Genomic DNA, 25,415 nt, shown 5'->3' with positions numbered 1-25,415 from the left:
TGAGCCCGCGCAACACGTTCTGACACAGGTCGGCGAGAGCCGCGGGCTTTCACCCCGCCCCGGTCGACTTTCGCGCGGAAGGTCACCAGGCGAGGGGACCGAGTCGGTCGGTGAAGGCCCTGGTCGGCCCGTCGGCCTCGATCTTCGCCAGCATGGTGATCGAGATGATCGAATCGGTGCCCTCGGCGACCGTCAGCGCGCCGGTGTGACGATCCATGTCGGTGGCAGCGAACTTGCGGTTGGCGACCTCACCGGGGGTGACGGCGTTACGTGAACCGAGGAAGACCCTGCACCCCTCTTCCCCGAGCCGTCGGGCAGCTTCGAGGCCAAGGCCCTTGTTTGCATCGGTGATCAGCACCGAGGGCCGCACCATACTTGTCATGCCGATATCGCTCTCCGCGTGAATCCTGCAGGTGAGAGGAAACAGCCCACTAATTCGGTGTCACCGTCGCCGCACCGGAACCTACGTCTCACTGACGGGCGAGGCTGGGCGTAGCGTGCACAACCTCTCAACACTGTGTGCAGGGTCCCGCCACAGGGCGGCCGCGCGATGTTCGGAGGGGATGTTCCGTATGCATCGCGGAAGGCCCGCCCAAAGGCATTGGCACTGGAGAAGCCCCAGCGGGCCGCGATGGCTTGCACCGGCTGGCTGCTCAACTCCGGGCGCTCGAGGTCGGCACGCGCACGTTCCAGCCGAACCTGGCGGATGCGGGCCGCCACGCTGACGGACTGTTCACGAAACAGGGAGCAGAGGGCGCGCAGAGAGATGTTATGCCGGTCGGCGATCGCCTGCGGCGTCAGGTCTGGGTCCCCGAGGTTGTTCTCGATGTAGCGCGTGACCCGTTGGAACATCTCCATGGCACGGGCCTCGGCCGGCGCCGCGCCGTAGGTGCCGAGCTGCTGTGCCGGGCATGCCGTCGCCAGGTCGAGGGCGATAGACCCCATAGCGGCAAGCTCCGAGGGCTGACAGGTCGGGCCCTGGGCGAGCAGGGTGCCCAGAAAACCGCTGAGTATCGCCCCTGTTCCCCGGTCGGCCCGGATGTGCTGAGCAACCAGACCGTCCACCTTGTCGTGCCGCAACGGCAGCACCGAACGGGGAATCTGCAGAATGACCGCCGCTGCCAGCCCGTCGACGCTGGCCCCTTCGCTCGGACGCGAGCTGTCCGTCAACACCAGGCCGTCGGCCACAACCGACTGATGCCCCCTCTGGGAAATCCGGAATGAGCCCCTCGTAACCAATGCCAGCTGCTAGTGCTCGGGATCCCCCTTACGCACATGAGCCTGCGTCCGGCGCGACAGGACCGGCGAGAGAGTGAATGCCGACAGCCGCACGGAACCGAGGTCCAGGAAAGCTGCCTCTGCGTGAAAGTCAGTCATCTGCGCAGGACTGAGGCTGACAGGCATGACTCCGTTCGACACCACGTCACAGAACCACTCGAATCCCTCCGCAGAGGACATGCCTCCATTTCGTGGTCCCACTGATTCCACGCAAATCCCCCACTCCCGCAGTGCGACAACCATTATCAGCCACAGCCTCGCAACCACGTAGTGGCGGGACGGCCAAGCCCCCTGTCAGGACGGACAGGACCGCGCCGCGTTTTCGTCAGGCAACAGATCTCGTCCGAGGGCAGGAACCCTAGGCGGATGCCATCCCCCGGCCCGCCGCAACGTGTGTGTTCGGGCTGTGGTGTCTTGCCGGGTCCCAGGCCCTTGGAGCGCCGAGCCCTGACTCAAGCCACGCCCGGCCCCCCAACCGATTGGCGAGCTGACTCTCCAGCTGCTGCACCCGGGAGGTTAGGCGGGCGGCGCACGATGGCGTTGGCGAGGTCGGCCTGCAACGACGCCCAGCTCACGGTCGGCCCGATCTCCGGCAGCGTGCTCACGGATCGGCTGCCGACTATGTGCAGGGCCTCCAGCAGATCGCAGTGGCGGTGGAGGAGAGTGCGGTCGACGCCGACGATCGACGAGGCGGCCGGGCTCGCCTCTCCGTGAAAGCCGCCCGGCACGGTTAGGGCAGGCGTGGAGTCCGTGTCGTCCGGCCAAGATCGGTCCGACGGCCCGTCTCCGCCACGGACGGCATCGTCCGCTTCTTCGCGAGCTGACGAGCCACGAAGCGAACCTTCCCCGCGGGAACCAGGCATCTGCGCCCAGGTCCCGTCACGGCGGTCGCGAGGTCAGCAAGCCGAGACACCTTCGCACCCAATGCTGACCGTTTGCTGACCGGAGCGGCCTCATCACGCCGCTGACCTGTACGAATACCCAGATGCTAGATCTTGGACTTGAAGAACGACGGGGTGGACGGGGACGACGGAGCCCTGGCCACCGTCTCCTCCGACGGCGGCACGGCCCTGACGGACACGGGCGCCCTCGTCCGCACCACGGGAAACGGCCACGAGCGCACCGCGCTGGAGAACTGCGCGTGCCGCACCGTCTTCAGCCCCGCCGGTGACCCCGTGACCGGCTCGGGGGCCGGCACCACGCTGTGGGACGGGCGGCTGCGCACGCCGCTCGGGCTGCTGCCCGGCGGCCTGTCCAAGGGGATGCCAGGCGTACCGGAGGAGACCACCGCCGTGGCCTTCCCGCCCGACGGCTCCGTCCTCGCCGCGGCCGGGTCACACGGCACCGTGCGGCTGTGGGACGTGGCCTCCCAGCAGCCGCTGGGCACCGCCTTGCCGGTGCGGGGGACGCCGTCCTGTCGCTCGCGTTCGGCGCGCGTCGAGCAGGCCGACGGCCGCGCCGGCGGCGAGGAGGACCGGCGCAGAACGCTTCGCGCTCGGGGGACGAGGGTGTGGTGGTTCCTGGTCATGCCCGGCGTCCTCGGGGCCGCCGGTGCCTTGCCGCCAGGTCAGGCAGGCGCCGGGTGCGGCGGGTGCCGCCGGGCGAGTCGCGCGGCGTCGGCCTGCTCGGTCCGGGCGGAAGTCAGGCGCGGGGCGATGCCTTCGATCTCGCCGAACCGCTGTTCGTTTCCGGCGGTGTGGGGTGGCCCCGCTGGGATCCGCCGCGTTCTCCGCCGATGAGATGCGGATGCCGTCCCCTCCGGGCAGAGTGGGGAAGGACCTGTTCGTACCGAGGTGCTCCCCTGTGGTCCCGCGTGCTGGAGACGGGACGGACTGATGCGAGGATCGTCGTGACGTCGGAGTGATCGATGTTCCGCAGACGGCCGGCCGACAACAGCGAGGACCTTCTGGTCCGGCTCGGGTCGCTGACCGCCAGGGCGCGGGAGTTGGCCGAGACGCAGCGTTCCCGTGTCGAGCTCGCCGTGGCCCTGCAGCGCGGCATGCTGCCCTCGGACCTGCCCAGTTTTCCGGGCGCCCGGCTGGCCGTCCGCTATGAGCCCGCCAACCACGGGCTCAACGTCGGCGGTGACTGGTACGACGCCTTCTCCCTGCCCGGCGGGCAGATCGGCATGTCCATCGGTGACGTGCAGGGGCACAACATCGAGGCCGCCGCCTTCATGGGACAGGTCCGCGTGGCACTGCGCGCGCTGGCCTCCGTCACCGGAGACCCGGGAGAGCTGCTCGGTCGCACCAACGACCTGCTGATCTCCCTGGGCGCCGACCTCTTCGCCACCTGCACCTTCCTGCGGCTCGACCCCGCTGCCGGCACCCTGGAGTGCGCCCGGGCCGGTCACATCCCCCACATCTGGGCCACCACCGACGGCCGCTCCGGCATCGACGACAGCGAGGGCGGGCCTCCGCTCGGTGTGCTCCGCGGCGTCGACTACCCGACCACGCGCCACCGGCTCACCGCCGACGGTGTCTTCGTCCTCCTGACCGACGGGGTGGTGGAGGGGCCCTCGCTCCACGTCGACGAGGGTCTGGACCGGGTGACGAGGCTCGCCGGGATCACCGCCGTCGCCGGGCTGGACGTCGACGCGCTCGCCACCGCCGTCATGAAGCTGGCGGCCACGGTGGGGCACGAGGACGACGCGGCCGTCCTGGTCGTCGGCCATGACGGCGGTCCGGCCCGGTCGGCGGCCGAGGAGCGGGGGGAGGGGGCTCGCCCCGGGCCGGGTCGGTCCTCGGACCGGCCCGGGCCGTAAGGAGGCGCCCGACACGCAGGGGTCCTTGCCCGGTCGTGGCGGCCCGGCCGGTGTCTGATGGCTGACGTGTTGGATACTCGGAGGCAGTTCCGGCCCTCTACGGAGGCGGCTCTGCTGTCGCTGGCCGTGACGGTCTGCTACTACGCGGCCGGACGACTCGGCCTGATGGGCCGCCTCGTCGTCGAAGGCGTGGTGGTCACCCCCATCTGGCCGCCCACCGGCGTCGCCGTCGCCGCCCTGCTGCTGCTCGGCGCGCGGGTCTGGCCCGGGATCGCCCTCGGCTCCTTCCTCGTCATCGCCTCCCTCACCGCTCCGGGGCCCACCACAGTGGTCACCGTGGTGAGCAACACCGTCGCGCCGCTCTGCGCCTTCCTGCTGCTGAGGCGGGCCGGCTTCCGGCGTGACATGGCGCGGCTGCGGGACGGACTCTCCCTGGTCTTCCTCGGCGGGTTCGGCGCCATGCTGATCAGCGCGACCGCGGGGGTCGGACTGCAGGTGGTGAAGGGCTCCCTGGACAAGAGCGAGTTCTGGCCCGTCTGGCTGGCCTGGTGGGTGGGCGACACGATGGGGGTGCTGCTCGTCGCCCCGCTCCTGCTCGTCCTCGCGGGGCCGGCCGGACGGTTCCGGCTACGGCGCTGGAAGGAGGCGGCCTTTCTGGGGCTGACGACCCTGGTCCTCATGCCCATGGCCGTGCTCAGCCCGATGAGCATGCTGTTCCTCGTCTTCCCCCTGCTGATCTGGGCAGCGCTCCGCTTCCAGCTCGCCGGAAGCATGCTGTGCGCGCTCTTCGCCTCCGTGCTCACCACCTTCGAGGCGACCTCCGGGCGGGGCGCGTTCCTCCACCTGACGGACGTCGAGATCATGGCCAAGCTCCAGGCGTTCAACGGTTCCGCCGCCCTGACCGCCCTGCTTCTCGCCTCCGTCATCACCGAGCAGCATGCGACCCGCCGGTCGGTGCGCCGCGCCTGCCAGGAACTGGCGGAGGTCCTGGAGCACCTCGCGGCGGGCGAGCCCTCGCCGGGTTCACCCGGCACCGCCGAAAGCCCGACAGCCCCACCCGGCGGGCACCGGGATCCGTGACCCCCGCGCCGGAGCCGGCGCAGGGATCAGGAGCCGCCGAGTGCCGGGAGAGCGGCCGGACCGCCGGGCCTATCGGCTCAGCCGCCGCTCTTGCGCCTGAACGATCGCTGGCTCGCGGCCGGGCCCTGCGCCGCGCGCACCTTCGACGCGTCCGGGTTGGCGGCGACATCGGCCGCGTCCGCCTGTGCACCGCGCTTGCGCGCCAGGGCTTCGCGGAACTTGCGCTTGAGGTCGTAGTTGCCGTCGCTGTCCGGTGCCAGAGGGGCCGTCTCGGGGACAGCCGGCTCCGAGCCTTCCGTGGACGCGGGCTCTGCGGTCATGGTGACCTCCTGGGGTCGGGGGTGGGAAGCACAGGTTGTCATGCTGGACGAGGAGTCCGTCAGAGCGGTCCGGACGGCGGTCTCCTGCGAAGGTGTCGTCCAGCCACACCCTCTTCTTCCAGAAGGTCGCCGTCATTCGCCGGCGACGTCCAGCAGGCGTCTCGTGCGGGCGCTCGCTCCGCTGAGCGAGAGGGGGATGCCGAGGCTCGCGCACATGCGGTGGGCGCGGGCGAGGGTGCTGAGGGTGGCCGGGGTGGGCTCGGCGGTCGGGACGACGATGACCACCCTGGTGGGCCGGTGCGCCTGGACGAGGGCCTGGATCTGGAGGGCGCCGGCTGCCCGGTTGGTGACGTCCAGGTCGCGGTGGAGCGTCACCCGCAGGACCTGGTGACGTACGGAATGGCTGATGAGCATGGTGTCCCTCCGCGCAGGACGAGGAAGACCCACGGCCGGATACGGTGTGGGCGGTTCGTCCGAGGATGGCACGGCGGACGGGCCCGACGGCGTTCACGTGGCGTCAGGCGCGCGGAGTGTCCACCGGACGGGGACACGGGGGCCCGCCGGGCTCCGTCCGTCCGCCTGGCGCGGTGCCGGGCGCAGGGGGCCCGCGTGATCGACACGGCACCCCTTAAGGTGAGGAGGGCCGGGCTGCACCGGTCGACATACCGAACACGACCCCCCTTCGACCGGCGACTCACCAGGCGGTGTTCATGACCCAGTTCGACCTGCCCCTCGACCAACTCCGCACGTACCGCAGCGCGTCGGTGGAGCCCGAGGACTTCGACGCCTTCTGGGCGAAGACCCTCGGCGAGGCTCGCACGCACGAGCTCGACGCGCGTTTCGACGCCGTCCCGACGGGCCTCTCCACCGTGGAGACGTACGACGTGACCTTCGCCGGGTTCGACGGGCAGCCGGTCAAGGGCTGGTTCGTGCTTCCGGCAGGTACGACCGAACCGCTCCCGGTCGTGGTGGAGTTCCTCGGGTACGGCGGCGGGCGCGGTCTTCCGCACACCCATCTGCTGTGGGCCTCCGCCGGGTTCGCTCACTTCGTGATGGACACGCGCGGGCAGGGCAGCGGCTGGGCCACCGGTGACACCTCCGACCCGGTGGGCAGCGCGCCCTCGTTCCCCGGCTTCATGACGCGCGGCGTCGAGGATCCGTACACCTACTACTACCGGCGGCTCTACACCGACGCGGTCCGTGCCGTGGAGGCCGCCCGCTCGCACCCGCTGGTGGACGCGAGCCGCACGGCGGTGACCGGGGTCAGCCAGGGCGGCGGGATCACGCTGGCCGTGGCGGGTCTCGTGCGGAACCTGGTCGCGGTGGTGCCGGACGTGCCGTTCCTCTGCGACTTCCCGCGTGCGACGACGGTCACGGACCGCGCCCCGTACCGCGAGATCGGCAACTACCTCAAGACGCACCGCGGCCGCGTCGAGCAGGTGCGCGAGACGCTCGCCTACTTCGACGGGGTCCACCTCGCGGCCCGCGCCACGGCCCCGGCCCTGTTCTCGACGGCCCTCGAGGACCTGACGTGCCCGCCGTCGACGGTGTTCGCCGCCTTCAACGCGTACGCCGAGGACGAGAAGGCGATCGAGGTGTACGACTTCAACGACCACGAGGGCGGCGGCGCCTTCCAGCAGGCGGCCCAGCTGCGGTGGCTGCCGGGGAAGCTGCGCGGCTGATCCGACGGGGTGTTCGGCCGCTCCGGGCCGGGGCGTACGGGGGCGCCGCTGGGGCCTGACCCGTGTCGGGCGTCCGGCGTGTGTACGAGCCCGGACCTGAGCCGTGTCGGCTGTTCGGCACGTGCGGGCCGGGGCTTGAGCCATGCCGGCTGTTCGGCGCGTGTGGGCGGGGCGTGACCATGCCGATTGTTCGGCGCGTGCGGGCCGGAGCCCGAGCCGTGCAGCGGGCTCGGGCTCCGGCAGGGGTGCACGGTGTCCGTGCACGGGCATGGTGCCCGCCTTCCGGCCGGACAGCACGCTCAGCGGTTTCAGTGCCAGTACTTCATGGTCGTACCTCCTCCCCCGTGTCTGGACGCAGGGTGACCTCGAAGCGGTCGAGACCGCGCAGGGTCAGGTTGCGCCGGTGGTCCGGTTCCGCGACTCCCCGTGCGTCGGGGTACTCCCTGGCCAGGGCCCCGAGGACCGATCCGGTGAGCCGGATCGCCATGGACGCGCCCAGACAGGCATGGGCCCCGCGGCCGAACCCGAGGTGCGGGTTCGGGGCGCGGTCGAGTCGCAGCTCTGCGGGGTGGTCGAAGCGGAGCGGGTCGTGGTTGGCCGCGCCCAGGAGGAGCGTGACCGGATCACCCGCTCTCATGGTGACGCCACCCAGTTCGGTGTCGGTGACGCAGACCCTGGCGTCCGCCTGGACCGGGGCGTCGTACCGGATGAGTTCGTCCACGGCGGTGGACGGTGTCTCCCGGAACGCGGCGAGCGCGCCGGGGGTGGTGAGGAGAGCGGCCGCCGCGTTGCCGAGGAGCCGGGAGGCGGATTCGTAGCCTGCGTGGAGGACGGCGCGCAGACTGTTGCGCAGAACCGTTTCTTCCACGCCGCTGTCCGTCGCGTGCTCCGCCACGTACGCGATGAGGCCTTCCTTCGGCGGATCGGCCAGCCACCCGCCCGCGTAGGCGGCGAGTTCGGCACGGGCGGCGACGGCCGGCTCGTGCTTCTCCGGCCAGAGGCCCGCGTCCATGCCGTCGACGACGGTACGGGACATGGGCACGAACCAGTCGAGCTCGGGGGCCGGGACGCCGAGGAAGGCTGTGACGAACCGGAGGGCGACCGGTTCCGCGAGCTCTCCGACCAGGTCGAACGAGGGACGCCGGGCCAACTCCGCGAGGAGATCCTCGATCTGCCCCTCCAGGCCGTCGTGCAGCGCCTGGCGGTCCTGCGCGCGGAAGCCGTCGAGCAGGAGGCGCCGGATGGCGGTGTGCTCCGGGGGGTCGAGGGTCTGCACGCTCAGCAGCGGGGCGGGGATGTCCTCCCCGGCGCGGCGCCAGTCGGAGGCGAAGCGGTGGCTGTCGGTGAGCACGGCGAGGCAGTCCGCGTGCCGGGTCAGGACCCAGGAGCCGAGCGGTTCGTGCCAGAAGACGGGAGTGGACCGGCGCATCCGGGCGTAGGCGGGGTAGGGGTTCCGCAGGGTCGACGGACTGGCCAGATCCAGAATCGGGTCCACGGCTGCCGCTTGCTCCACGAATCGTCTCCCCCTGCGCATGGGGCCTGCTTGAGGCCCTGACTGCCTTCAAGTTGAGCGGTACGCGACGCGTGACCACCGGTGGGTGGAGCGCCTCGCTGGTACGTATCCGGCGGTTCGCCGGTCCCTCGCCGTACATCATCCGAGCCGAGCGCCGGTGACGCTACCACGCCAACCGGGGTGGCTGGTATGACTACTTGCCAGAGATCTTTCACAAAGCTCCGGGGAGTTACGGAAGATGACCGGTCAAGAGCAGACAATCGTTCACGATGTCCCGGTAAACGTCGCTCAACAGCCCAACCCCTACCCCCTCTTCGAACGCATCCGTGAGCACGGCGTCGTCCAGCGCGTCCGGCTGAATCCCACCCTTGAAGTCTGGATGGTCACCGGGTACGACGAGGCCGTGGCCGCGCTCACCGACCCGCGCCTCAGCAGCAGCCCCGTGGGGGTCAGCGGTCTCGAGGAGGAGATGGCCCATCAGGAGCGCACCAACGTCCTGATGGCCAGCATGCTCGTGGCGAACGGCGAGGACCACACCCGGCTGCGCAACCTCGTCTCCAAGGCCTTCACCTTCCGCCGCGTGGAGCAGCTCGCGCCCCGCGTCCAGGCGCACACCGACGCCTTCCTCGACGCGATCGCGGCGCGCGGAACCGCCGATCTGGTCTCCGAGTTCGCCCTGCCGCTGCCCATGGCGGTGCTCAGCGAGCTCATCGGCATCCCGGCCGAGGGGCAGCCGGACTTCGCGCGTCTCGCGGTGGGTCTCATCATGCCGCCCAACACCCCGGAGCGGCTCGCCAAGGGAGCCCGGGCGCGCGCCGAACTCACCGAATTCTTCGAGCCGTTGATCGCCCGGCGCAAGGCCGACCCGAAGGACGATCTGCTGAGCGCGCTGTGCGCCGCCCAGGCCGAGGAGCGGATCAGCGACCGCGAGCTGACGGCCATGGCCATCCTGCTCACGCTCGCCGGGCACGAGACGACGGCGAGTCTCATCGCCAACGGCGTCCACGCGCTCCTGCGCCACCCCGACCAGTTCGCCGCGCTGCGCGACGACCCCTCGCTCCTGCCGGGCGCGATCGAGGAACTCCTGCGCTACGAGGGCCCGGTGAGCCGTGGCGTCGCCCGCTTCACCGTCGACGCGTACGAGATCGGCGGGGTCACCGTCCCGCCCGGCGAGATGATCATCATCGGGCTGGCCGCGGCCAACCGTGACCCGGCACGCTACGACCGTCCCGACATCCTCGACGTGGCGCGCCGCGAGGTTCCGCAACAGCTCGCTTTCGGCCACGGTGTGCACTTCTGTCTCGGTGCGCCGCTCGCCCGGGCGGAGGCCAGGATCGCCATCGGCACGCTGCTGCGCCGCTTCCCCGACCTCCGGCTCGCGGACCCCGACGCGGATCTGAGCCGGCGCGAGGGCATCCTGCGCGGCATGGCGACGCTGCCCGTGACCTTCACACCGGAGGGCTGACACCCCTCGGGGCCTCCCGGTCACGGTCGGAGGGGGTCAGGCGCGGCCGCGCAGGGCCGCCGCGTAGGCCTCGTCGGGGTCGAGGCGGCGCAGTTCCTCGGCGATCAGCTCGGCGGTGGTCCTGACCTTCAGGGCGAGGACCCGGCCGGGCTGGCCCGGGATCGCGAGCCTGGCCACCGGACCCTCGGGCCGGTCGATGCGGATCTCGCCGTCGTCGGTGCCCATGCGGACGGCCGTGACCACGGGGCCGTCGGTGACGATCCGGTCGACGGGGACGCCGAGCCTGACCTCGAACCAGCGGGCGAGGAGTTCGGCGCTGGGGTTCTCGGCCTCGCTCTCGACGGCGGCCGAGGTCACGGTCCCCGGGGCCTGGTCGAGCGCGGCGGCCAGCATCGAGCGCCAGGGGGTGAGCCGGGTCCAGGCGAGGTCCGTGTCACCGGGGGCGTAGGACGCGGCCCGCGCCTCCAGGGCGGAGAGCGGATCCTCGACCGCGTACATGTCGGTGATACGACGCTGCGCGAGCGCGCCCAGCGGATCCCGGGAAGGCACCTGGGGGGCGTCGACCGGCCACCAGACGACGACGGGCGCGTCCGGGAGGAGCAGCGGCAGGACCACGGAGTCGGCGCGGGCGACGAGTTCGCCGTGGAAGCGGAGCAGGACCGTCTCGCCCGAGCCGGCGTCGGTGCCGAGCCGGACTTCGGCGTCGAGCCGGCTCTCGTGCCGCTCGCGGGGCGAGCGGGCGTGGCGCTTGATGACCACGAGGGTGCGGGAGGGGTGTTCCCGGGAGGCGTCGTTGGCGGCCTTGACCGCGTCGTAGGCGTTCTCCTCGTCGGTGACGATGACGAGGGTGAGCACGGCTCCGACGGCGGGGGTGCCGACGGCCCTGCGGCCTCGCAGGATCGCCTTGTTGATCTTGCTGGAGTCGGTGTCCGTCAGATCGATCTTCATGCGCGGCGGTCGTCCCTTCCTCTGCGGCGAGCCTAGCCCTCTCCGACGACGGCCGCGTGCGGGGCCCCGCCGCAGGCCACTGAACGACGGTTGCGGGCGCGCCGAACGACCGTTGCGGGTCGGCCGAACGGCGTCTGCGGGGCCACCAAGTGACCGTCGTCGGCCCGTCGATGACCGCTGCGGGCCGTCGGCCGGGTCCGTTACGCCCGGACCGTTGAGCCCGGCCGTCACGCCTGACCCGTCATGTCCGACCCGTCGGCCCGGGCCCTTACTCCGGTCCCGCGTCCGGCTCGAAGTCGGTGGCGGCGGCCGCCTGCCCCTCCGCGCGGCGACCGACCACGGCCGCCGCGGCGAGCGCGGTGCCGAGGAAGGCGGCGGCCACCACCCAGGGACGGTCGAGGACGTGATCGGTGGCGTGGTCGACGGAGTACCGGCCGGCGCCCGTGACCCCGATCGCGGCGGCGACGAAGCCGAGGAACGCCGGGTACTCGTAGCCGCCGCCCTGGGCGAAGAAGCCGGCCGGGGCGTGGACGGCGACGGCTCCCGCCATGGCTCCGGCGGCCGCGGCGCCGGCCGCCGGGGTGGCGAGGCCGAGGGCCAGCAGCGCTCCGCCGCCCGCCTCGCCGAGACCCGCGGCGACGGCGCTCTGCCGGCCCGGTCGGAAGCCCATGGCCTCCATCGCCTGGGTCGTGCCCTCGATACCACCTCCGCCGAACCAGCCGAAGAGCTTCTGGGTGCCATGCGCGGCGAATACGGCTCCGGTGCCGACCCGCAGCACGAGGAGCCCGAGGTCGCGTCGATTGGGGTGGCCCATGTGTTTCTCCAGTGCGGGAGGACGGACACGTACGCCTCCACTGTCGTCGCCCTCACCTGTCCCCGCCCGCCGGAGCACGGGCCGCGTACTCCGCTCGGGTCACGTTCACGGCGGCCGCCCGCTGTCGGCCGAGCGAGATCCCGGCCTGCGCTGCGCCCGGATTCCGGGCGGGCGGCGGGCGTTGTTGACGCGTGCGCTACATTTTGCCGGTCCTTGACCACCGATCCCCCGTGATCGTGACTTTGCGGAGCCGGCACACCATGAGCGACATCGTCAACGGCCTCGGCCGGGCCGGCGCCTACGGCGCCCTCGGCGTGGTCCTGCTGATCCTCGGCATCGTGCTCGTGGACCTGCTGACCCCCGGGAAGCTCGGGCGCCAGATCTGGGAGGACCGCAACCGCAACGCGGCGATCCTGTTGAGCTCGGCGCTCCTCGGCATCGGCGGCATCGTCTTCACCTCGATCTGGACGACGTACGACGACTTCGGCAAGGGTCTCGTCTCGACGGCCGCCTTCGGGCTCCTCGGCCTGGTGATGATGGCCGTCGCGTTCCTGGTCGTGGACCTGGTCACGCCGGGGAAGCTGGGCGCCACCCTGGTCGACCCCGAGCCGCACCCGGCGGTCTGGGTGACCGCCTCCTGCAACATCGCGGTCTCGGCGATCGTCTCCGCCTCGATCGCCTGACCTCCGGCTTCCGGCTCAGGGCTTCGGGGGCTTCAGCTCCCGAGGGGCTCCACCTCCAGGAAGCGGCGCCCGCGCGGCCCCTTGTAGAGCAGGGCCTCCCAGCCGAGCCGCGCCAGGGCCGGGACACACGCGCCGAGGGCCGCCGCTTCCTCCTGGGCGGCGCCCGAGCCCGCCGGACCCAGCCACTCCACCACCGCCGTGCCGGGCCGGTCCCCCGTCCGGACCCGGTACCCGGTGGCGACCCGCGCCCCCGAGGCGTCCACGGACGAGGGGACGAGGCCGCCCGACTCCAGGGCGAGGGCCACGGCGCGGACCGGCTGCCGGCGCTCCCAGTCGGCGGGCACGGCCTTCGGGTCACCGCCCTGGCGCAGCGTCAGCCGTCTGATCTGGAGCAGCCCGTCGAGGGCGGCCCTGATCTCCCGGGACCGCTGCTCGGCCTCGGCCCGCGGTACCGGCGGGCCGTCACCGGTGGCCGCCTCGAAGATCCCCCCGGCCCCTGCCGTCACAGCAGCCGCCGGATGTCGCCGCGGACCCGGTAGAAGCCGCCCGCGGCGGGGTGCAGGGCGTCGACCACGTACCGCGCACCGGGCTCCCGGATCGCCCGGGGGAACTGCACGTTCCACCCGGAGTCGTAGCCCTGGGAGACGACTCGCACCCGGGTCCGTCCCGACTCGTTCACACATTCCACGACGATGGAACCGGCCGGGGCGTTCCTCACGGTGCTCACGGCGGTCACGGTCGTCGCCGGCTCGTACACCGGCAGGGCGGCGGCGAGCTTGATGTCCCGGGCGACCGGCACGGTGCCGCCCTGCGCGGCCGCGATCGCCGCCTCGCTCGCGTCCACGCACACCAGGGAACCGTCGGAGGTCGCCAGATAGAGCCGCTCGTCGCGGTACTGCATGGAGAGCGCCGAACCCCCTCCCGTACCGAGCTTCCACAGCCGGGTGCCGTCCTCCGCGAAGCAGTAGACGGAGGAGGACGAGTCGGCGGCGAAGACGAACCGGCCGCCGGGCGAGGTGGCGCAGGAGTACACCGGGCTGTCGCAGGCGTACACCGCCTCGACCCGGCCGTCCTTCTTCGCGAGCCGATGGACCTTCTTGCGTGCCGTGCCCGCGTAGACCGCGGTGTCCTCCTGCCAGCCGAAGAGGACGCCGCCGTCGGTGGCCGTGTGCCACAGCTCGCCGCCGCCGTCCGGTGCGTGGGCGGCGACGCCGCGCGTGTCCCCGTAGTACACGGCGTCGCCGTCGGCTCGGACCATCCAGGCGTGCTCGCCCTGGCCGCCGCGCGCCCACTGGTGCTCGTCCTCGTGGTCGATGACGGTGAGCCGGCCCGAGCGGTCGGCGACGTGCAGGACGCCCTCGTGGATGTCGAGCCAGAAGATGTCGACGTCGGTGGCGATGTCGTACGCGGCGAAGGGCAGCTTGGACGACAGGTCGTACACCTTGCCGTCGTCACAGCCCGCGTAGATCCAGAAGTCGTCCGCGACGAGGCACTTGACGCCGTCCGGGAGGCTGAACCGGGCCTGCACCTCGCCGGAGCGGTCGAGCGTGAACACGTCCCCCGCCTGGTTGCCCACCCAGCAGCGCTCCTCGTCGATGTGGATGCCGAAGGCGGCCGAGCCCGTACGGAAGCGCCAGAGCACCGGGGCGACGGCGCGCGCGGTGGACGGCGCGGAGGTCACCTCACGGCGCGTCACCGGGCGGGCGGCCCGCTGCCCGGGAACGGCCGGCGCGTATCCCTTGCGGACCTTCTCGCCCAGCTTCTTCGCCGCGGCGGCCTGCGCCCTCGCCTGCGTCGGGAACGTGGAGCGCTGGGTCTGGCCCGCCGTGCCGATGCGGCCGTAACGGACCGACACCGTCAGGTCGTCCACGGTCACTTCGTAGAACTTGTGGGCACCGCCGCCGTCCTGCGACAGCTCCAGATAGGTCGTCGTCGTCATGGTGAAAACGGTAGGGGCACCCACTGACAACGGCCTCCGTGAAACCATGGCCAGGGGACCTAAGTCCCGGGCATTCAGGACGTTCGTCGCGGCATACCGGACATTCACCCCTGTGACGATGGTGGACGAAGATCATCCGACTCACCGTCACCTCTGGACCGGCCGGAAGGCTCATGACCGAACGACTGAAACGGCCCCTGCCCGTCCGTGCGCGCCGTCCCCCGCCCACCGACCCCGGCCTCGTGGAGCGCCCGGGGCCCGCCGTCCCCGGCTGGGTGGCCGTCCTGACCGGCCTGACCGCTCTCGCCGGGACGGCGACGGCGCTGTGGCGGGCCCGGCCGCTCCGCGACGCCGCCCTGTTCCCCTGGGAGTGGGCCGCTCTCGCCGGGTGCGTCGTCGTCGCCGTCGTCTCCTTCGGCGGCCTGACCCGTGGCCGGACCGGCTCCGCGTGGGTGCTCTCGCTCTTCGGCCGCTACCGGGGCAGCGTGCGCCGCACGGGCCTCGTCTGGATCAGCCCCTTCGTCCTGCGCCGCCGGATGGACGTGCGCCTTCGGCACTGGCGCAGCGAGCCGATCGCCGTCGTCGACGCGGAGGGTTCGGCGCTGCGGGTGGTGGTCCTGGTCGTGTGGTCGGTACGGGACACGGCCCGCGCGCTGCTCGCCGTCGACGACCATCTCCGCTATCTGCGCGAGCAGGTGGAGGCGGCCGCCGCGCGGGTCCTCTCGCGGTTGCCCGCCGACGCCTTCCGGGGCGACGGACCGACCCTGCGGGACGCCGAGGCTGTGGGCGACGCACTCACGCGCGTGCTCGCGGCCGAGTGCCGGCCGGTCGGCATCGCCGTCTTCTCCGCGCAGCCGACGCGGATCGAGTACGCCCCCGAGGTCGCCGCCGCGATGCGACGGCGACAGATCGCCGTCCTCGACGCGAAGCACCGGGACTCGGTCCTCACGGGGGTGATCGACGCCGTGGACGACACCGTGACCCGGCTGACCTCTCGGGGGCTCGTCGAGCTCAACGACTTCGAACGCCAGGCCCTGATCAAGGACTTGACCGTGGCCTTCTGCACCCGGGGCGGCAGCCCCGCCGATCCGCATCAGGAGTGAGGAGAATCGTGGACCTCCCCGCGTTCACCGATGACATACCCCCGGACTGCCTCTGCGCGGGCTGCGCCAACGCCGCCCGTCGTACGGCCGCCGGCGCCACGCGCGCGGTGACGGCGCTGCACGGGGTGCGCCGCGCGGTCGTCGCGACCATCGGCGCCGCCGCCCTGGCGGGCGCGGGGGCGGGAACGGCCGCCGCCGAACCCGCACCGGCGCACGCCGGCTGGGACGGCTCGAAGTACTGGTTCCGGAACGCGGCGGGCGTGTGGCGCTGGACCAGCCACGCCTCGACGTACGAGCGGCGGACCGGTGCCTCGGCCACGCCCGGCGGGCCCGGCCGGACCGGTGAGCCGGTCTTCCGGGGGCGGCAGGGCTGGGACGCCCGGGACGACGTCTACTGGTACCGGCTCCGGGGGCGCTGGTACTGGACCAGCCACGCCTGGAAGTACGAGCAGAGGACGGGCCTCTCCGCGACCCCTTCCCAGCCGTCACGGCCGTCACAGCCGTCCCGACCGTCGCAGCGCGTCGAGCCGGCGGCGCCGTCCGGTTCCTCGCGCGGCTGGACGGCGCCGGTCTCCTCGTACGTCTTCACGGGGTACTACGGTCAGCCCGGCTCCTGGTCGAGGGGCTACCACACGGGGCAGGACTTCGCGGTGCCGACGGGCACGGCGGTCCGCTCGGTCGGTCCCGGCCGGGTGGTGACCGCGGGGTACGGACGCTCGTACGGCTACGAGGTGGTGATCCGTCACCCGGACGGGCGCTACACCCAGTACGCCCATCTCTCCCGGATCGACGTCTCTCCCGGGCAGAGCGTGTCGGCCGGGCAGCGGATCGCGCGGTCGGGGGCGACCGGGCGGGTGACGGGTCCGCATCTGCACTTCGAGGTGCGGACCACGCCGTACTTCGGATCGGACGTCGACCCGCTCGCCTATCTGCGGGGGCATGGCGTGGCCGTGTAGGCGGCGGGGCCCGGGAGGAGCCACGGGTCAGGCCGCGGGCCGGGGGCACCGTCGGTCGGGTCTCGGGCCCGGGAGGGCCGTCGGTCAGGCCTCGACCGGGTCCGGTGATGTCACTGGGCGGTTCTCCGCGGATGCCACCCGGCGGTTCTCCTTGAGGGTGATCCGGCCCTTGCGGATCGTGGCGAGGCGCGGTGCCCGGCGGGCGATGGCGCTGTCGTGCGTGACCATCACGAAGGTCAGACCGTGCTCCTTCCAGAGCCCTTCGAGCAGGTCGACGATCTCGTCGCGCATCGACTCGTCGAGGTTTCCGGTGGGTTCGTCCGCGAGGAGCACCTTCGGTCGCTTCACCAGCGCGCGGGCGATCGCGACCCGCTGCTGCTGGCCGCCGGAGAGCTCGGACGGCAGATGGCCGAGGCGTTCGCCGAGCCCGACCGACTCCAGCGCCTCCGCGGCCCGGCTCCGGCGCTCGGCGGGCCGGACGCCGAGCGGCACCAGCGCCGTCTCCACGTTCTCCTGCGCGGTGAGCGTGGGGATGAGGTTGAAGCTCTGGAAGACGAAGCCGATGTTCTGGCCGCGTACGGCCGTCAGCCTCCGCTCGGAGAGCGCGGCGAGGTCGGTGCCGTCGAGCAGGACCTGCCCGGAGGTGGGGCGGTCGAGGCCGCCCAGCATCTGGAGGAGGGTGGACTTGCCGCCGCCCGTGGGGCCCTGGATGACCAGCCGGTCACCCTGGTCGAGGGTGAGGTCGACCCCGGCGAGGGCGTCGACTCTCTCCTGCCCGCGCCGGTACTGCTTGGTGACGCCGATGAGTTCGTACACGGTGTGACTCCTGGGGTACGGGGGTGGATTCGGGCGGCTACGCGACGCGACGCGGGGCGTCTGCCGGGCGCAGCCGGGAGCGTCGGCTACGCGACGCGGCGCAGGGCGTCGGCAGGGCGCAGCCGGGAGGCCCGCCAGGCGCCGAAGGCACCCGCGACGAGGCCGCCGCCGAGGGCGAGGAGGACGGCGAGACCCACGGTGGTGAGGGAGACGGGGGCGGTGAGGGCGATGTCGACGGTCTTGCCGGCGGCAGTGCTGCCCGGCCCTCCGCCGAGCATCATGCCGCCGCGTCCGCCACCGCCGAACGCGCCTCCGCCTGCGCCGAGTTCGGCGGTCAGGGTGGGGCCCGCGACAGTGACGGCGTACGCCCCCGCCAGGCCGATCGCGATGCCGAGGGCGCCGCCGATGACACCGTTGACGAGGGCCTCGCCGACCACCTGGCGGGTGACCCGGCCGCTCGTCCAGCCGAGTGCCTTGAGCGTGCCGAACTCGCGGACGCGGCGGGTGACCGCGGAGGAGGTGAGGAGTCCGGCGACGAGGACGGCGGCGAGCAGCACGGCGTACGAGAGCCACCTGCCGACGTTCGCGGCGAGGCCGGCCGCGGTGTCGAGCGAGCCGGAGACCGTCTGGGCGAGGTCGGCGGAGGTGGTGACGGTGGTGCCGGAGACGTTCTTCTGGATCGCGGTCTTGACCGCGTCGATCCGGGTCGAGTCGGTCGCCTTCACGTAGATCGTGGTGATCTTCGCGGTGGATTCGGAGAGGGTCTGGGCCTGCTTCAGCGGCAGGTAGACCTGGGCGGCGGCCTGTCCGCGGTCCGCGGTCGCGATGCCGATGATCTCGAACGTGACGCCCTTGACGGTCAGTTCGTCGCCGGTCGCGAGCCCCTTCTCCTTCGCGTAGGCGCTGTCGACGACGGCGACCTTCGCGTCGGTCTCGGTGGCCTTGAACGTACGGCCCTGGGAGACCGTGGAGGTGGTGAGGGGGCCGAGGTCGGGTGCGGTGACGTCGGTGCCGTAGAGCGTGAAGGAGTCGACGTCGAAGGCCGCGCCGCCGCCGGTGACGGTGTCGCCGGGCCCGGAGCCGCCGCCGCCGGTTCCGGCTGTTCCGCCGCCGGTTCCGTTTCCGGCGCCCGGCTGGGCCGGCTGGGCCTGGCCGCGCTGGATCCTGCCCCGCTCGAACTCCCCGTTGATCTTCAGGTTGACGAGGCTGAGCCCGCCCACCGCCCGGTCGACGCCGGGCTGCCGGCCGACCGTGGCGACGGTGGAGTCCGCCAGGGTCTGGAAGCCCTGGACCATCAGCCGGTCGCTGCTCTGCTCCTCGCCGTCCTCCTTGCCCTGGAACTCGAACCGGGGCCGCTGCGCCGGCGCGCCGTCCTCGGGCCGTTCCCGCGCCTTGGTCACCGTCAGGTCGGTCCCCAGGCCGTAGAGGGACTCCAGGACCTTGCCCTGGGCCCGATTCATGCCTGAGGAGACGGAGTTGACGACGATGACAAGCGCGATCCCGAGCGCGAGCCCGGAGGCGACGACGAGCGCCGCCCTTCTGCGGCGGCGCAGTTCGCGCCGGAGATAGGTGAAGAACATGGGGGTGAAGCTAGGGGCGGCATGTGATGACGGGATAAGCCCCGCGTGAGAGCCGGATGAGAGCGCCGGCCCCTTGGGCGTCGGGGCCGTGGGGTGGCAGAGTCGGCGTCATGTCGCGGAGTGACGGTACGGAACGGATGGGCCCGGTGACGGCACTGCTCGACGCCACCGGGGTGTTCTTCAAGTCGGCGCGGGACGCCTTTCCCGGGGCCGTGGCGGCGGAGTGGGCGGAGGCCGCCGCGCTGGACCCGGAGGCGTTCGGGCCCGAGGACGCCTGGCGGCTGGCCTTCCGCTGCTTCGCCGTCGCCGACCCGGGCGGTACGGGCTGGACGCTCGTCGACGCGGGCGTGGGCCCCGCCGAGGGCCCCGGGGCGCCCTGGTGTCCCGTACCCGGCAGCCTGCCCGAGCTGCTCACGACGGCCGGGATCGACCGGGCCGACGTCCACACGGTGGTCCTGACGCATCTGCACGAGGACCACACCGGCTGGGCCGCGGAAGCCTCGGGGCAGCCCTTCTTCCCGCGTGCCCGGTACCTGGTCCAGCGCGCCGAGACCGCCGCGCTCGACCGGCGCGATCCCGTGTGGGACTGGGTGGTGGCGCCGCTCCGGGCCTCCGGGCAGCTGCACGAGGTCGACGGACGGCACCGGCTGCGCCCGGGCGTCACACTGCTGCCGACCCCCGGGCACACCCCCGGCCACCAGTCCGTCCTCGTCGAACGGGCCGACGGCCGGGACGTCCTGATCACCGGCGACCTCCTCGTACACGCCGTCCAGCTCGCCGCCCCGTCGGTGGCCTACGCCCACGAACGAGACCCGGCCACCGCCCGCACCTCCCGCGAGAGGCTGCTCGCCGACGCCGCCGACACGGGGGCGATGCTGGCGACGGCCCACCTGAGCCGCGCCTTCGTCGAGCCACGGACGGCGCGGTCCGGGCGCTGACGCCGCTGAACGGAGGGCGGTGCGCTCACCCGGGATGCCGGCGGGCGCGGTGGCCTCCTCCTGGTTCTCTTCGGGGGTGCGACACGGCTCGGGGTGTATCGCGGACGTATCGACATGCGCATACGTCACCGCAACAGACCTCCGGCTTCAGTAGAGGCACGGACCACCGCGCATCAGGGGTCGTTTCGTGGATCAGGAAGGGACGTGGTCATGGACTCGGATTCCGTACGTGGCGTCGACCGGCGGCGGTTGCTCGGATGGGGTGGGCTGGCGGCCGCCGGTGCGACGGCGGCCGCCACGCAACTGGCGGGTGTCCGCCCCGGCCACGCCGCCCCGGCCCCCACTGATCCTCATGCCGTCCCGCCGGACACACGGCCCGGCGGAGCCTACGACCGTTACGTGGCGAAGCTGGCCGCCGAGGACAGGTTCTCCGGCGTGGTGCTGCTGTCTCACCGGGGCCGGACGGTGCTGTCGCGCAGCTATGGCATGGCCGACAAGGAGAAGGGGATCCGCAACCACGAGGGCGTCGCGTTCAACCTCTCCTCGGCGGGCAAGCCATTCGGCGCGGTGGCCATCCTGCAGCTGGCACAGCGGGGCAAGGTGAGGCTTTCGGACACCGTGGGCACCTATCTGACGGGCTTCACCAAGGAGATCGCCGAGAGGGTGACCCTCCACCATCTGCTCTCCGGCACCTCCGGGCTGAACACCCCGGAGGAGGATCCGCAACGCGTCTTCCGGAGCCGTGAGGAGGTGCACGAGTTCTACGAGTGGTGGGCCAGGCAGTCGAAGCCGGTGGCCGCCCCCGGTACTCCCACCGACCACGCCGGAGCCGAGGTCGTCATCCCCGCGCTGATCGTGGAGGCCGTGACCGGCACGACGTACTGGGACTACGTCGAGGAACACATCTTCGGGCGTTGCGGCATGACCGGCACGGCGTTCTACACCAGGCCGCAGTGGCTCGCCGACAAGCACATCGCGCACTCGTACATGCGGCAGGCCGACGGCAGCCGGGTGGATGCCGTTCGCCATCTGGACATAGGCAGCCCGGACCCGCTTCAACTGGGCAAGAACCCGGCTCGCGGCTTCATCGATCCGCCCGGGGACGGCGGCTTCGCCACCGCACCGGACCTGGTCCGTTTCGCGCACGCGCTGGGCGACGGCACGGTACTCGACCGGCCCTACGCCGAGCTGTTCACCGGGGCCAAGATCCCCCTTGCCCCGCAAGGAGGCGGCCTGCGGGACGGCCGGACCACCCCCGCCGACGCGTCGTTCGGGACGTACATGATGCCGGTGAGTCTGATCAACGGCCAGTGGGTGAACGGGCGCGCCGGCGTCAACCCCGGCAGCTTCGCCAGTTGGAACATCTACCCGGACACCGGTTGGGTCGGTGTCGTCCTCGGCAACTACGACGACGTGCCGTTCCAGGAGATCATCCAGCGGGAGATGCGGGCCGTCATCGGCTGACGCTCTTCGGCCCGACGCCGTGGAAGGCCTCCAGGCCGAGACGGCCGCTTCGACAGCGAGGCGAAGCTCCTGACGGTGGTTCCGGCACCGACGTCGCCGACGTATACGGAGGGCCCGTCGGCCTGCAAGCACAGGGTGCGGCCAGTCGGACGGCAGGCGTCCCGTCAGACGCCCGTCTGCGTCGCGTATGCCAGAGGGTCCGCCAGGACGTCGTGGAGGATGAGGGCCGCCGCGCCGCGGGACGCGTCGGTGGCGGCGGAGGCCGGGCGGAGGCGGCCCGCGTCCGGGGGCCAGAGGCCGGAGACGACACGGGCCGCGAGCTCCTCCGCCAGGGCCGGGGCGAGCCACGGCATCAGGCGCGGGTAGATGCCGCCGAGGACCACGGCCTCGGGGTCGAGGAGGTTCACGGCGCCCGACAGGGCACGCCCGAGCATCCGGCCCGCCTCGGCGAGCGCGGCGAGGGCGCGCGGTTCCGCCGCCTCGGCGCGGCGCACCAGGTCGGGGACGCCGTCGGCGTCCGCCGAGGCGAGAAGCGCGGCCTGGCCGGCGTACTGCTCCAGACAGCCGCGCGAGCCGCAGCGGCAGCGCGGTCCTTCGGCGTCGACGACCATGTGGCCGATCTCGCCGGCGAAGCCATGGGCCCCGCGCAGGAGTTCGCCGTGGACGACGATCGCGCCGCCCACCCCGATCTCGCCCGTCAGGTGGAGGAAGGTGCGGAGGTCGCCGAGCCCGCCGGACCACAGCTCGGCGAGGGCCGCCATGTTGGCCTCGTTGTCGGAGGTCAGGGCGAGGCCGGCCGTGCCGGGGCGCAGCGCCGTGAGGGCTTCGCCGAAGAGGCGCTCCGCGTCGGCCTCGTACCAGCCGAGGTTGGGAGCCTGCCGGACCGTTCCGCCGGAGATGAGGCCCGGCAGGGCGAGTCCGGCGCCGGCCGGGGCGAGGTGGAGTCCGGCGGCCGTGTCCAGGACCTCGGCGGCGATACGGGCGGCCTGGGCCAGGACCTCGGGGGCGCCGGCCCCGCGGTTGTCGAGGCGTTCGGTGCGCCGGACCCGGTCGGTGCCGGTCAGGTCGACGACGCAGACCGTGACGTAGTCGACGTTGATCTCGACGCCGAGCCCGGCCGGTCCGGTGTCGGCGGGCTTCAGGACGGTGCCCGGCCGTCCCGCATGCCCGCTGAACGTCTTGCCCGACTCGACGAGGAAGCCGAGATCGAGGAGTTGCTCCACGAGCGAGGAGACGGCGGGACGGGTGAGGCCGACGCGGGCGGCGACCGCGGCCCGCGTGGTCTCTCCCGCGTCATGGACGGTCCGCAGGACGAGGCTCAGGTTGTGCCGGCGCACTCCCGACTTGTCGGCCTTGGGTTCCGTGGGCTGGTTCATCGTGAGCGAGAGCCTAACCGTCCGTTTCACTCACCTGGAAACGGCCGGCGCCAGGAGTCCCGCAGAGGCAGCGGTTCCGTCGGCCGGCGAAGCCCGGACGCCAAAACAGTTCAGTCACCGAACTCTTCTGCGCTAGGGTCCGGTCATGACGCTTCCGCGTGACTACCGCGGGCAGACCTGTGCCCTCGCCCGCTCGATGGAGATCGTCGGCGAGCGCTGGACGCTGCTGATCCTGCGCGACGCCTTCTACGGCGTCCGCAGGTTCGGCGAGTTCGCCGCCCACCTGGGCGTCCCCCGGGCCGTCCTCACCGACCGGCTCGCCGGCCTCACCGCGGCGGGGGTCCTCGATCGCCGCCCCGGGACCGGCACGGGCCGCCGCGAGGTGTACGGGCTCACGCCCAAGGGCGTGGCCCTGTGGCCGGCCGTACGCGCGCTCACCGCGTGGGGCGAGGAGTTCCACGCGGCGGACGGCGGCCCGCGCCGCGTCTTCCTGCACGCCGGGGACGAGGCGCCGCTCGACGCGGACGGACGCTGTACGGGCTGCGGGGCGGCCGTGCCCGTCGGGGACGTCCTGGTCGCCCCCGGCCCCGGGCTCGGCCCCCCGGCTCCCGACGACGACCCGGTGACCGCGGCTCTCGCCCGACCGCACCGGCTGCTCACCCCGCTCCTCACCACCGCGCCCACGGGGCGCCCCACGAGAGGTTCACACCCATGAAGATCCTGGTCGTCGGCGCCGGTGCCACCGGTGGTTACTTCGGCGCCCTGCTGGCCCGCGCCGGGCAGGACGTCACCTTCCTGGTCCGTCCCGCCCGGGCGGCCGCGCTGCGCGAACGCGGGCTGCGGGTCGTGGGCCGGGAGGAGGAGTGGATCCTCACGCCCCGGCTCGTCACGGCCGGAGCCCTCGACGCCCCGTACGACCTCGTCCTCCTGTCGGTGAAGTCGACAGGCCTTGAGGCGGCGATCGAGGACATCGCGCCGGCCGTCGGACCGGACACGGCGGTCGTGCCGCTACTCAACGGGCTCGCCCACATCGACGCCCTCAACGCCCGCTTCGGGGCGCGGGCCGTCCTCGGCGGCGTGGCCAAGGTGGTCACGACCCTCGACGACTCGGGGGACATCCGACGGCTCGCCCCGCTGGCCCATCTGGCCTTCGGCGAACAGGACGGCACCGTCTCCGCGCGCGTGGAGCGGATCCGGAAGGTCCTCGACGGGGCGGGGATCGACGCGCCGGTGCCGCCGGACGTCATCACGGCGATGTGGAACAAGTGGGTGTTCATCACGACGATCGGCGCCGTCACGAGCCTGATGCGCGGCACGGTCGGCGACGTGTACGACGTCCCGGGCGGTCCCGCCCTGGCCCCGGCGGTGCTCGACGAGGGGGCGGCGGTCGCCGCCGCGGCCGGACACCCCGTACCGGAGGCGGAGCGGGCGGCCACGCTGGCCGTGGTGTCCGCGTCCGGTTCACCGATGGTGCCGTCCCTCTACCGCGACCTGACGTCGGGCCGTCCCACCGAGGTCGAGCACCTCTTCGGCGACCTCACGGACCGGGCCCGCGCCTTGGGCGTCCCGACCCCGCTGCTCGACCTGGCGACCCTGCACCTCCGCGTCCACCAGCGACGCGTCACGACGGGGGTGGCTGCGGGGGTCTGAGGGGGCGACCGGGGCAGGACGGTGAGGCGGGGCGCGCCGAAGCCGATCGGGCCACGCGCAGCGGTCAACCAGGGGACAGCGCCCGCCCCTTGGACTTTCGTGTCGGTTCCTGGATCCTTGCCCGAGTCCATGGCGGGCTCCCGGCCTGATCGCGATCATGACGGGATGAACGTCGACAGCTCGCTTCCCCTCGCCATGGACTGGGTGACCGCCCCGTCCGCGTGGTCCCTCGCCGATGGTGTCCTGACCGTCGCGGCCGGTCCTCGGACGGACGTCTTCACGGACCCGGTCGGCGGTGCCGTGCGGCGGGACGCCGCCGTGGCGCTGACCGATCCGCCGGAAGGCGACTGGCAGTTCTCGGCCCGGCTCCGGGTCGGATTCCGGTCCGCCTGGGACGCGGGGGCCCTCGTCGTCTGGGCCGACGACGACCACTGGGCCAAGCTCACCTTCGAGCAGGCCCATGACGGGACTCCGAGCGTCTACTCGGTCGTGACCCGCGGACGGTCCGACGACGCGCTCGCGGGCCCGGTCGCCGGGGACGCGCTGTGGCTGCGCGTCAGCCGGACCGGCGAGGGCTTCGTCTTCCACGTCTCCGACGACGGCGCGTCCTGGCGCCTTGTACGGCAGTTCGCCCTCGACGGCTCCCGCGCCGCCCGGGTCGGTGTCGTGGCCCAGTCACCGGTCGGCGAGGGGTGCCGTGTCGACTTCGACGACATCCGCCTCACGCCCACGACCCTGGCCCACCTCTTCGACGGCCGGTGAACGAACACCCGTCCGCGCGTCCCTCTCAGCGCCGCCCCCGCCGGTACGCGTCGCTCGCCGTGAGGGGGTTGTTGTGGACCGCGATCGTGGAGAACGACACCCGGTCGTTGCGGGCCTGGCGCAGGGCCTCCTGTTCCAGGAGGAGGCCCTCCGCCGTGTCCGTCCGGGTGCGGCCGCGGCGCATCAGCGTCACCGCCATCAGCGCCCCGGCACCGCCGAGCACGCCGAACAGAATCAGTAGAGCGATCATGTGCGCCTCCCCCGTCGTTTCCGTCAGGCTAGTC

The 25,415-nt window shown here is 72.5% G+C and carries 25 protein-coding genes and 1 pseudogene; 13 read left to right on the top strand and 13 right to left on the bottom strand.

The features are described from left to right. Positions 1–82 precede the first annotated feature (82 nt). Positions 83–358, bottom strand: a complete 276-nt coding sequence (locus tag ACZ4VK_RS19000) for a hypothetical protein (RefSeq protein ID WP_468353510.1) — start codon at positions 356–358, stop codon at positions 83–85. Between the two features lie 20 nt (positions 359–378). Further along, positions 379–1,188, bottom strand: coding sequence for a helix-turn-helix domain-containing protein (locus ACZ4VK_RS18995; RefSeq protein ID WP_468353509.1), 810 nt, complete (start codon positions 1,186–1,188; stop codon positions 379–381). 1,085 nt (positions 1,189–2,273) lie between these two features. Between ACZ4VK_RS18995 and ACZ4VK_RS18990 the strand changes: the two genes are divergently transcribed. The 3 genes from ACZ4VK_RS18990 (at position 2,274) to ACZ4VK_RS18980 (ending at position 5,122) form a co-directional block, all read left to right on the top strand. Then, positions 2,274–3,017 carry a WD40 repeat domain-containing protein gene (locus ACZ4VK_RS18990; RefSeq protein WP_468353508.1) on the top strand — a complete coding sequence of 248 codons (744 nt, stop codon included), beginning with the start codon at positions 2,274–2,276 and terminating at the stop codon, positions 3,015–3,017. A gap of 128 nt (positions 3,018–3,145) precedes the next feature. Further along, positions 3,146–4,042 carry a PP2C family protein-serine/threonine phosphatase gene (locus tag ACZ4VK_RS18985; protein WP_468353507.1) on the top strand — a complete coding sequence of 299 codons (897 nt, stop codon included), beginning with the start codon at positions 3,146–3,148 and terminating at the stop codon, positions 4,040–4,042. A 57-nt stretch (positions 4,043–4,099) separates the two neighbouring features. Continuing rightward, positions 4,100–5,122 carry an MASE1 domain-containing protein gene (locus tag ACZ4VK_RS18980; RefSeq protein ID WP_468353506.1) on the top strand — a complete coding sequence of 341 codons (1,023 nt, stop codon included), beginning with the start codon at positions 4,100–4,102 and terminating at the stop codon, positions 5,120–5,122. 77 nt (positions 5,123–5,199) lie between these two features. Here ACZ4VK_RS18980 and ACZ4VK_RS18975 read toward each other — a convergent pair whose 3' ends face one another. Together ACZ4VK_RS18975 and ACZ4VK_RS18970 are read right to left on the bottom strand one after the other, a co-directional pair. After that, positions 5,200–5,442: a DUF5302 domain-containing protein gene (locus tag ACZ4VK_RS18975; protein WP_468353505.1), complete on the bottom strand. Its 243-nt coding sequence runs from the start codon at positions 5,440–5,442 to the stop codon at positions 5,200–5,202. 132 nt (positions 5,443–5,574) lie between these two features. Next, positions 5,575–5,856, bottom strand: coding sequence for a hypothetical protein (locus tag ACZ4VK_RS18970; protein WP_468353504.1), 282 nt, complete (start codon positions 5,854–5,856; stop codon positions 5,575–5,577). 296 nt (positions 5,857–6,152) lie between these two features. Between ACZ4VK_RS18970 and ACZ4VK_RS18965 the strand changes: the two genes are divergently transcribed. Further along, the gene (locus tag ACZ4VK_RS18965) at positions 6,153–7,124 is read left to right on the top strand and encodes an acetylxylan esterase (protein ID WP_468353503.1); all 972 of its coding nucleotides are present in this window, start codon (positions 6,153–6,155) and stop codon (positions 7,122–7,124) included. Positions 7,125–7,446: 322 nt separating this feature from the next. Here ACZ4VK_RS18965 and ACZ4VK_RS18960 read toward each other — a convergent pair whose 3' ends face one another. Next, positions 7,447–8,637: a cytochrome P450 gene (locus ACZ4VK_RS18960; protein ID WP_468353502.1), complete on the bottom strand. Its 1,191-nt coding sequence runs from the start codon at positions 8,635–8,637 to the stop codon at positions 7,447–7,449. Positions 8,638–9,016: 379 nt separating this feature from the next. Here ACZ4VK_RS18960 and ACZ4VK_RS18955 point away from each other — a divergent pair, with 379 nt between their 5' ends. Next, positions 9,017–10,102, top strand: a complete 1,086-nt coding sequence (locus ACZ4VK_RS18955) for a cytochrome P450 family protein (RefSeq protein ID WP_468353501.1) — start codon at positions 9,017–9,019, stop codon at positions 10,100–10,102. A gap of 36 nt (positions 10,103–10,138) precedes the next feature. Here the strand turns inward: ACZ4VK_RS18955 and opcA are convergent, their stop codons facing one another. Both opcA and ACZ4VK_RS18945 read right to left on the bottom strand, forming a co-directional pair. Beyond that, on the bottom strand, positions 10,139–11,050 hold the full coding sequence (opcA, locus tag ACZ4VK_RS18950; RefSeq protein ID WP_468353500.1) for a glucose-6-phosphate dehydrogenase assembly protein OpcA: 912 nt from the start codon (positions 11,048–11,050) through the stop codon (positions 10,139–10,141). Between the two features lie 268 nt (positions 11,051–11,318). Then, entirely contained in the window at positions 11,319–11,864 is a 546-nt protein-coding gene (locus ACZ4VK_RS18945) for a DoxX family protein (RefSeq protein WP_468353499.1), read from the bottom strand. Positions 11,865–12,124: 260 nt separating this feature from the next. On the opposite strand from ACZ4VK_RS18945, the gene ACZ4VK_RS18940 reads away from it, so the two are divergent. Next, positions 12,125–12,547, top strand: coding sequence for a DUF350 domain-containing protein (locus ACZ4VK_RS18940; RefSeq protein ID WP_073813137.1), 423 nt, complete (start codon positions 12,125–12,127; stop codon positions 12,545–12,547). 32 nt (positions 12,548–12,579) lie between these two features. Here ACZ4VK_RS18940 and ACZ4VK_RS18935 read toward each other — a convergent pair whose 3' ends face one another. Continuing rightward, positions 12,580–13,053: a hypothetical protein gene (locus tag ACZ4VK_RS18935; RefSeq protein ID WP_468353498.1), complete on the bottom strand. Its 474-nt coding sequence runs from the start codon at positions 13,051–13,053 to the stop codon at positions 12,580–12,582. Next, positions 13,050–14,486, bottom strand: a complete 1,437-nt coding sequence (locus ACZ4VK_RS18930; protein ID WP_468353497.1) for a WGR domain-containing protein — start codon at positions 14,484–14,486, stop codon at positions 13,050–13,052. Before ACZ4VK_RS18930 ends, ACZ4VK_RS18935 begins: the two co-directional genes overlap by 4 nt. Positions 14,487–14,698: 212 nt before the next feature. On the opposite strand from ACZ4VK_RS18930, the pseudogene ACZ4VK_RS18925 reads away from it, so the two are divergent. Next, positions 14,699–15,589, top strand: a pseudogene (locus ACZ4VK_RS18925) (SPFH domain-containing protein); the annotation flags it as partial. An 8-nt stretch (positions 15,590–15,597) separates the two neighbouring features. Further along, positions 15,598–16,545, top strand: a complete 948-nt coding sequence (locus ACZ4VK_RS18920; RefSeq protein WP_468353496.1) for a M23 family metallopeptidase — start codon at positions 15,598–15,600, stop codon at positions 16,543–16,545. A gap of 84 nt (positions 16,546–16,629) precedes the next feature. Here the strand turns inward: ACZ4VK_RS18920 and ACZ4VK_RS18915 are convergent, their stop codons facing one another. Beyond that, positions 16,630–17,361, bottom strand: a complete 732-nt coding sequence (locus tag ACZ4VK_RS18915; RefSeq protein WP_468353495.1) for an ABC transporter ATP-binding protein — start codon at positions 17,359–17,361, stop codon at positions 16,630–16,632. A gap of 86 nt (positions 17,362–17,447) precedes the next feature. Beyond that, positions 17,448–18,941, bottom strand: a complete 1,494-nt coding sequence (locus ACZ4VK_RS18910) for an ABC transporter permease (RefSeq protein WP_468353494.1) — start codon at positions 18,939–18,941, stop codon at positions 17,448–17,450. Between the two features lie 110 nt (positions 18,942–19,051). On the opposite strand from ACZ4VK_RS18910, the gene ACZ4VK_RS18905 reads away from it, so the two are divergent. Both ACZ4VK_RS18905 and ACZ4VK_RS18900 read left to right on the top strand, forming a co-directional pair. Then, positions 19,052–19,879, top strand: coding sequence for an MBL fold metallo-hydrolase (locus tag ACZ4VK_RS18905; protein ID WP_468353493.1), 828 nt, complete (start codon positions 19,052–19,054; stop codon positions 19,877–19,879). Between the two features lie 210 nt (positions 19,880–20,089). Next, on the top strand, positions 20,090–21,343 hold the full coding sequence (locus tag ACZ4VK_RS18900; RefSeq protein ID WP_468353492.1) for a serine hydrolase domain-containing protein: 1,254 nt from the start codon (positions 20,090–20,092) through the stop codon (positions 21,341–21,343). 164 nt (positions 21,344–21,507) lie between these two features. Here ACZ4VK_RS18900 and ACZ4VK_RS18895 read toward each other — a convergent pair whose 3' ends face one another. Further along, complete coding sequence (locus tag ACZ4VK_RS18895; RefSeq protein ID WP_468353491.1) at positions 21,508–22,719, bottom strand: ROK family transcriptional regulator; 1,212 nt, start codon at positions 22,717–22,719, stop codon at positions 21,508–21,510. A 145-nt stretch (positions 22,720–22,864) separates the two neighbouring features. Between ACZ4VK_RS18895 and ACZ4VK_RS18890 the strand changes: the two genes are divergently transcribed. The 3 genes from ACZ4VK_RS18890 (at position 22,865) to ACZ4VK_RS18880 (ending at position 25,131) form a co-directional block, all read left to right on the top strand. Then, complete coding sequence (locus ACZ4VK_RS18890; RefSeq protein WP_468353490.1) at positions 22,865–23,434, top strand: winged helix-turn-helix transcriptional regulator; 570 nt, start codon at positions 22,865–22,867, stop codon at positions 23,432–23,434. Beyond that, on the top strand, positions 23,431–24,369 hold the full coding sequence (locus ACZ4VK_RS18885) for a ketopantoate reductase family protein (protein ID WP_468353489.1): 939 nt from the start codon (positions 23,431–23,433) through the stop codon (positions 24,367–24,369). The genes ACZ4VK_RS18890 and ACZ4VK_RS18885 overlap by 4 nt, the downstream gene beginning before the upstream one ends. A gap of 165 nt (positions 24,370–24,534) precedes the next feature. Continuing rightward, positions 24,535–25,131, top strand: a complete 597-nt coding sequence (locus ACZ4VK_RS18880) for a DUF1349 domain-containing protein (protein ID WP_468353488.1) — start codon at positions 24,535–24,537, stop codon at positions 25,129–25,131. Positions 25,132–25,156: 25 nt separating this feature from the next. On the opposite strand, the gene ACZ4VK_RS18875 is transcribed toward ACZ4VK_RS18880, so the two are convergent. Then, on the bottom strand, positions 25,157–25,381 hold the full coding sequence (locus ACZ4VK_RS18875) for a hypothetical protein (RefSeq protein ID WP_468353487.1): 225 nt from the start codon (positions 25,379–25,381) through the stop codon (positions 25,157–25,159). Positions 25,382–25,415 lie beyond the last annotated feature (34 nt).

It is taken from the genome of Streptomyces sp. NPDC028711, assembly GCF_055565415.1.
This window is presented reverse-complemented; position numbering and strand designations above follow the sequence as displayed.

Coding starts and splice junctions, on each gene's coding strand:
- ACZ4VK_RS18890 (WP_468353490.1), top strand. CDS start 22,865: ATGACGCTTCCGCGTGACTACCGCGGGCAGACCTGTGCCCTCGCCCGC.
- ACZ4VK_RS18980 (WP_468353506.1), top strand. CDS start 4,100: ATGGCTGACGTGTTGGATACTCGGAGGCAGTTCCGGCCCTCTACGGAG.
- ACZ4VK_RS18875 (WP_468353487.1), bottom strand. CDS start 25,381: ATGATCGCTCTACTGATTCTGTTCGGCGTGCTCGGCGGTGCCGGGGCG.
- ACZ4VK_RS18885 (WP_468353489.1), top strand. CDS start 23,431: ATGAAGATCCTGGTCGTCGGCGCCGGTGCCACCGGTGGTTACTTCGGC.
- ACZ4VK_RS18930 (WP_468353497.1), bottom strand. CDS start 14,486: ATGACGACGACGACCTATCTGGAGCTGTCGCAGGACGGCGGCGGTGCC.
- ACZ4VK_RS18940 (WP_073813137.1), top strand. CDS start 12,125: ATGAGCGACATCGTCAACGGCCTCGGCCGGGCCGGCGCCTACGGCGCC.
- ACZ4VK_RS18985 (WP_468353507.1), top strand. CDS start 3,146: ATGTTCCGCAGACGGCCGGCCGACAACAGCGAGGACCTTCTGGTCCGG.
- opcA (WP_468353500.1), bottom strand. CDS start 11,050: ATGAAGATCGATCTGACGGACACCGACTCCAGCAAGATCAACAAGGCG.
- ACZ4VK_RS18970 (WP_468353504.1), bottom strand. CDS start 5,856: ATGCTCATCAGCCATTCCGTACGTCACCAGGTCCTGCGGGTGACGCTC.
- ACZ4VK_RS18880 (WP_468353488.1), top strand. CDS start 24,535: ATGAACGTCGACAGCTCGCTTCCCCTCGCCATGGACTGGGTGACCGCC.
- ACZ4VK_RS18910 (WP_468353494.1), bottom strand. CDS start 18,941: ATGTTCTTCACCTATCTCCGGCGCGAACTGCGCCGCCGCAGAAGGGCG.
- ACZ4VK_RS18955 (WP_468353501.1), top strand. CDS start 9,017: ATGGTCACCGGGTACGACGAGGCCGTGGCCGCGCTCACCGACCCGCGC.
- ACZ4VK_RS18975 (WP_468353505.1), bottom strand. CDS start 5,442: ATGACCGCAGAGCCCGCGTCCACGGAAGGCTCGGAGCCGGCTGTCCCC.
- ACZ4VK_RS18895 (WP_468353491.1), bottom strand. CDS start 22,719: ATGAACCAGCCCACGGAACCCAAGGCCGACAAGTCGGGAGTGCGCCGG.
- ACZ4VK_RS18905 (WP_468353493.1), top strand. CDS start 19,052: ATGTCGCGGAGTGACGGTACGGAACGGATGGGCCCGGTGACGGCACTG.
- ACZ4VK_RS18945 (WP_468353499.1), bottom strand. CDS start 11,864: ATGGGCCACCCCAATCGACGCGACCTCGGGCTCCTCGTGCTGCGGGTC.
- ACZ4VK_RS18965 (WP_468353503.1), top strand. CDS start 6,153: ATGACCCAGTTCGACCTGCCCCTCGACCAACTCCGCACGTACCGCAGC.
- ACZ4VK_RS18900 (WP_468353492.1), top strand. CDS start 20,090: ATGGACTCGGATTCCGTACGTGGCGTCGACCGGCGGCGGTTGCTCGGA.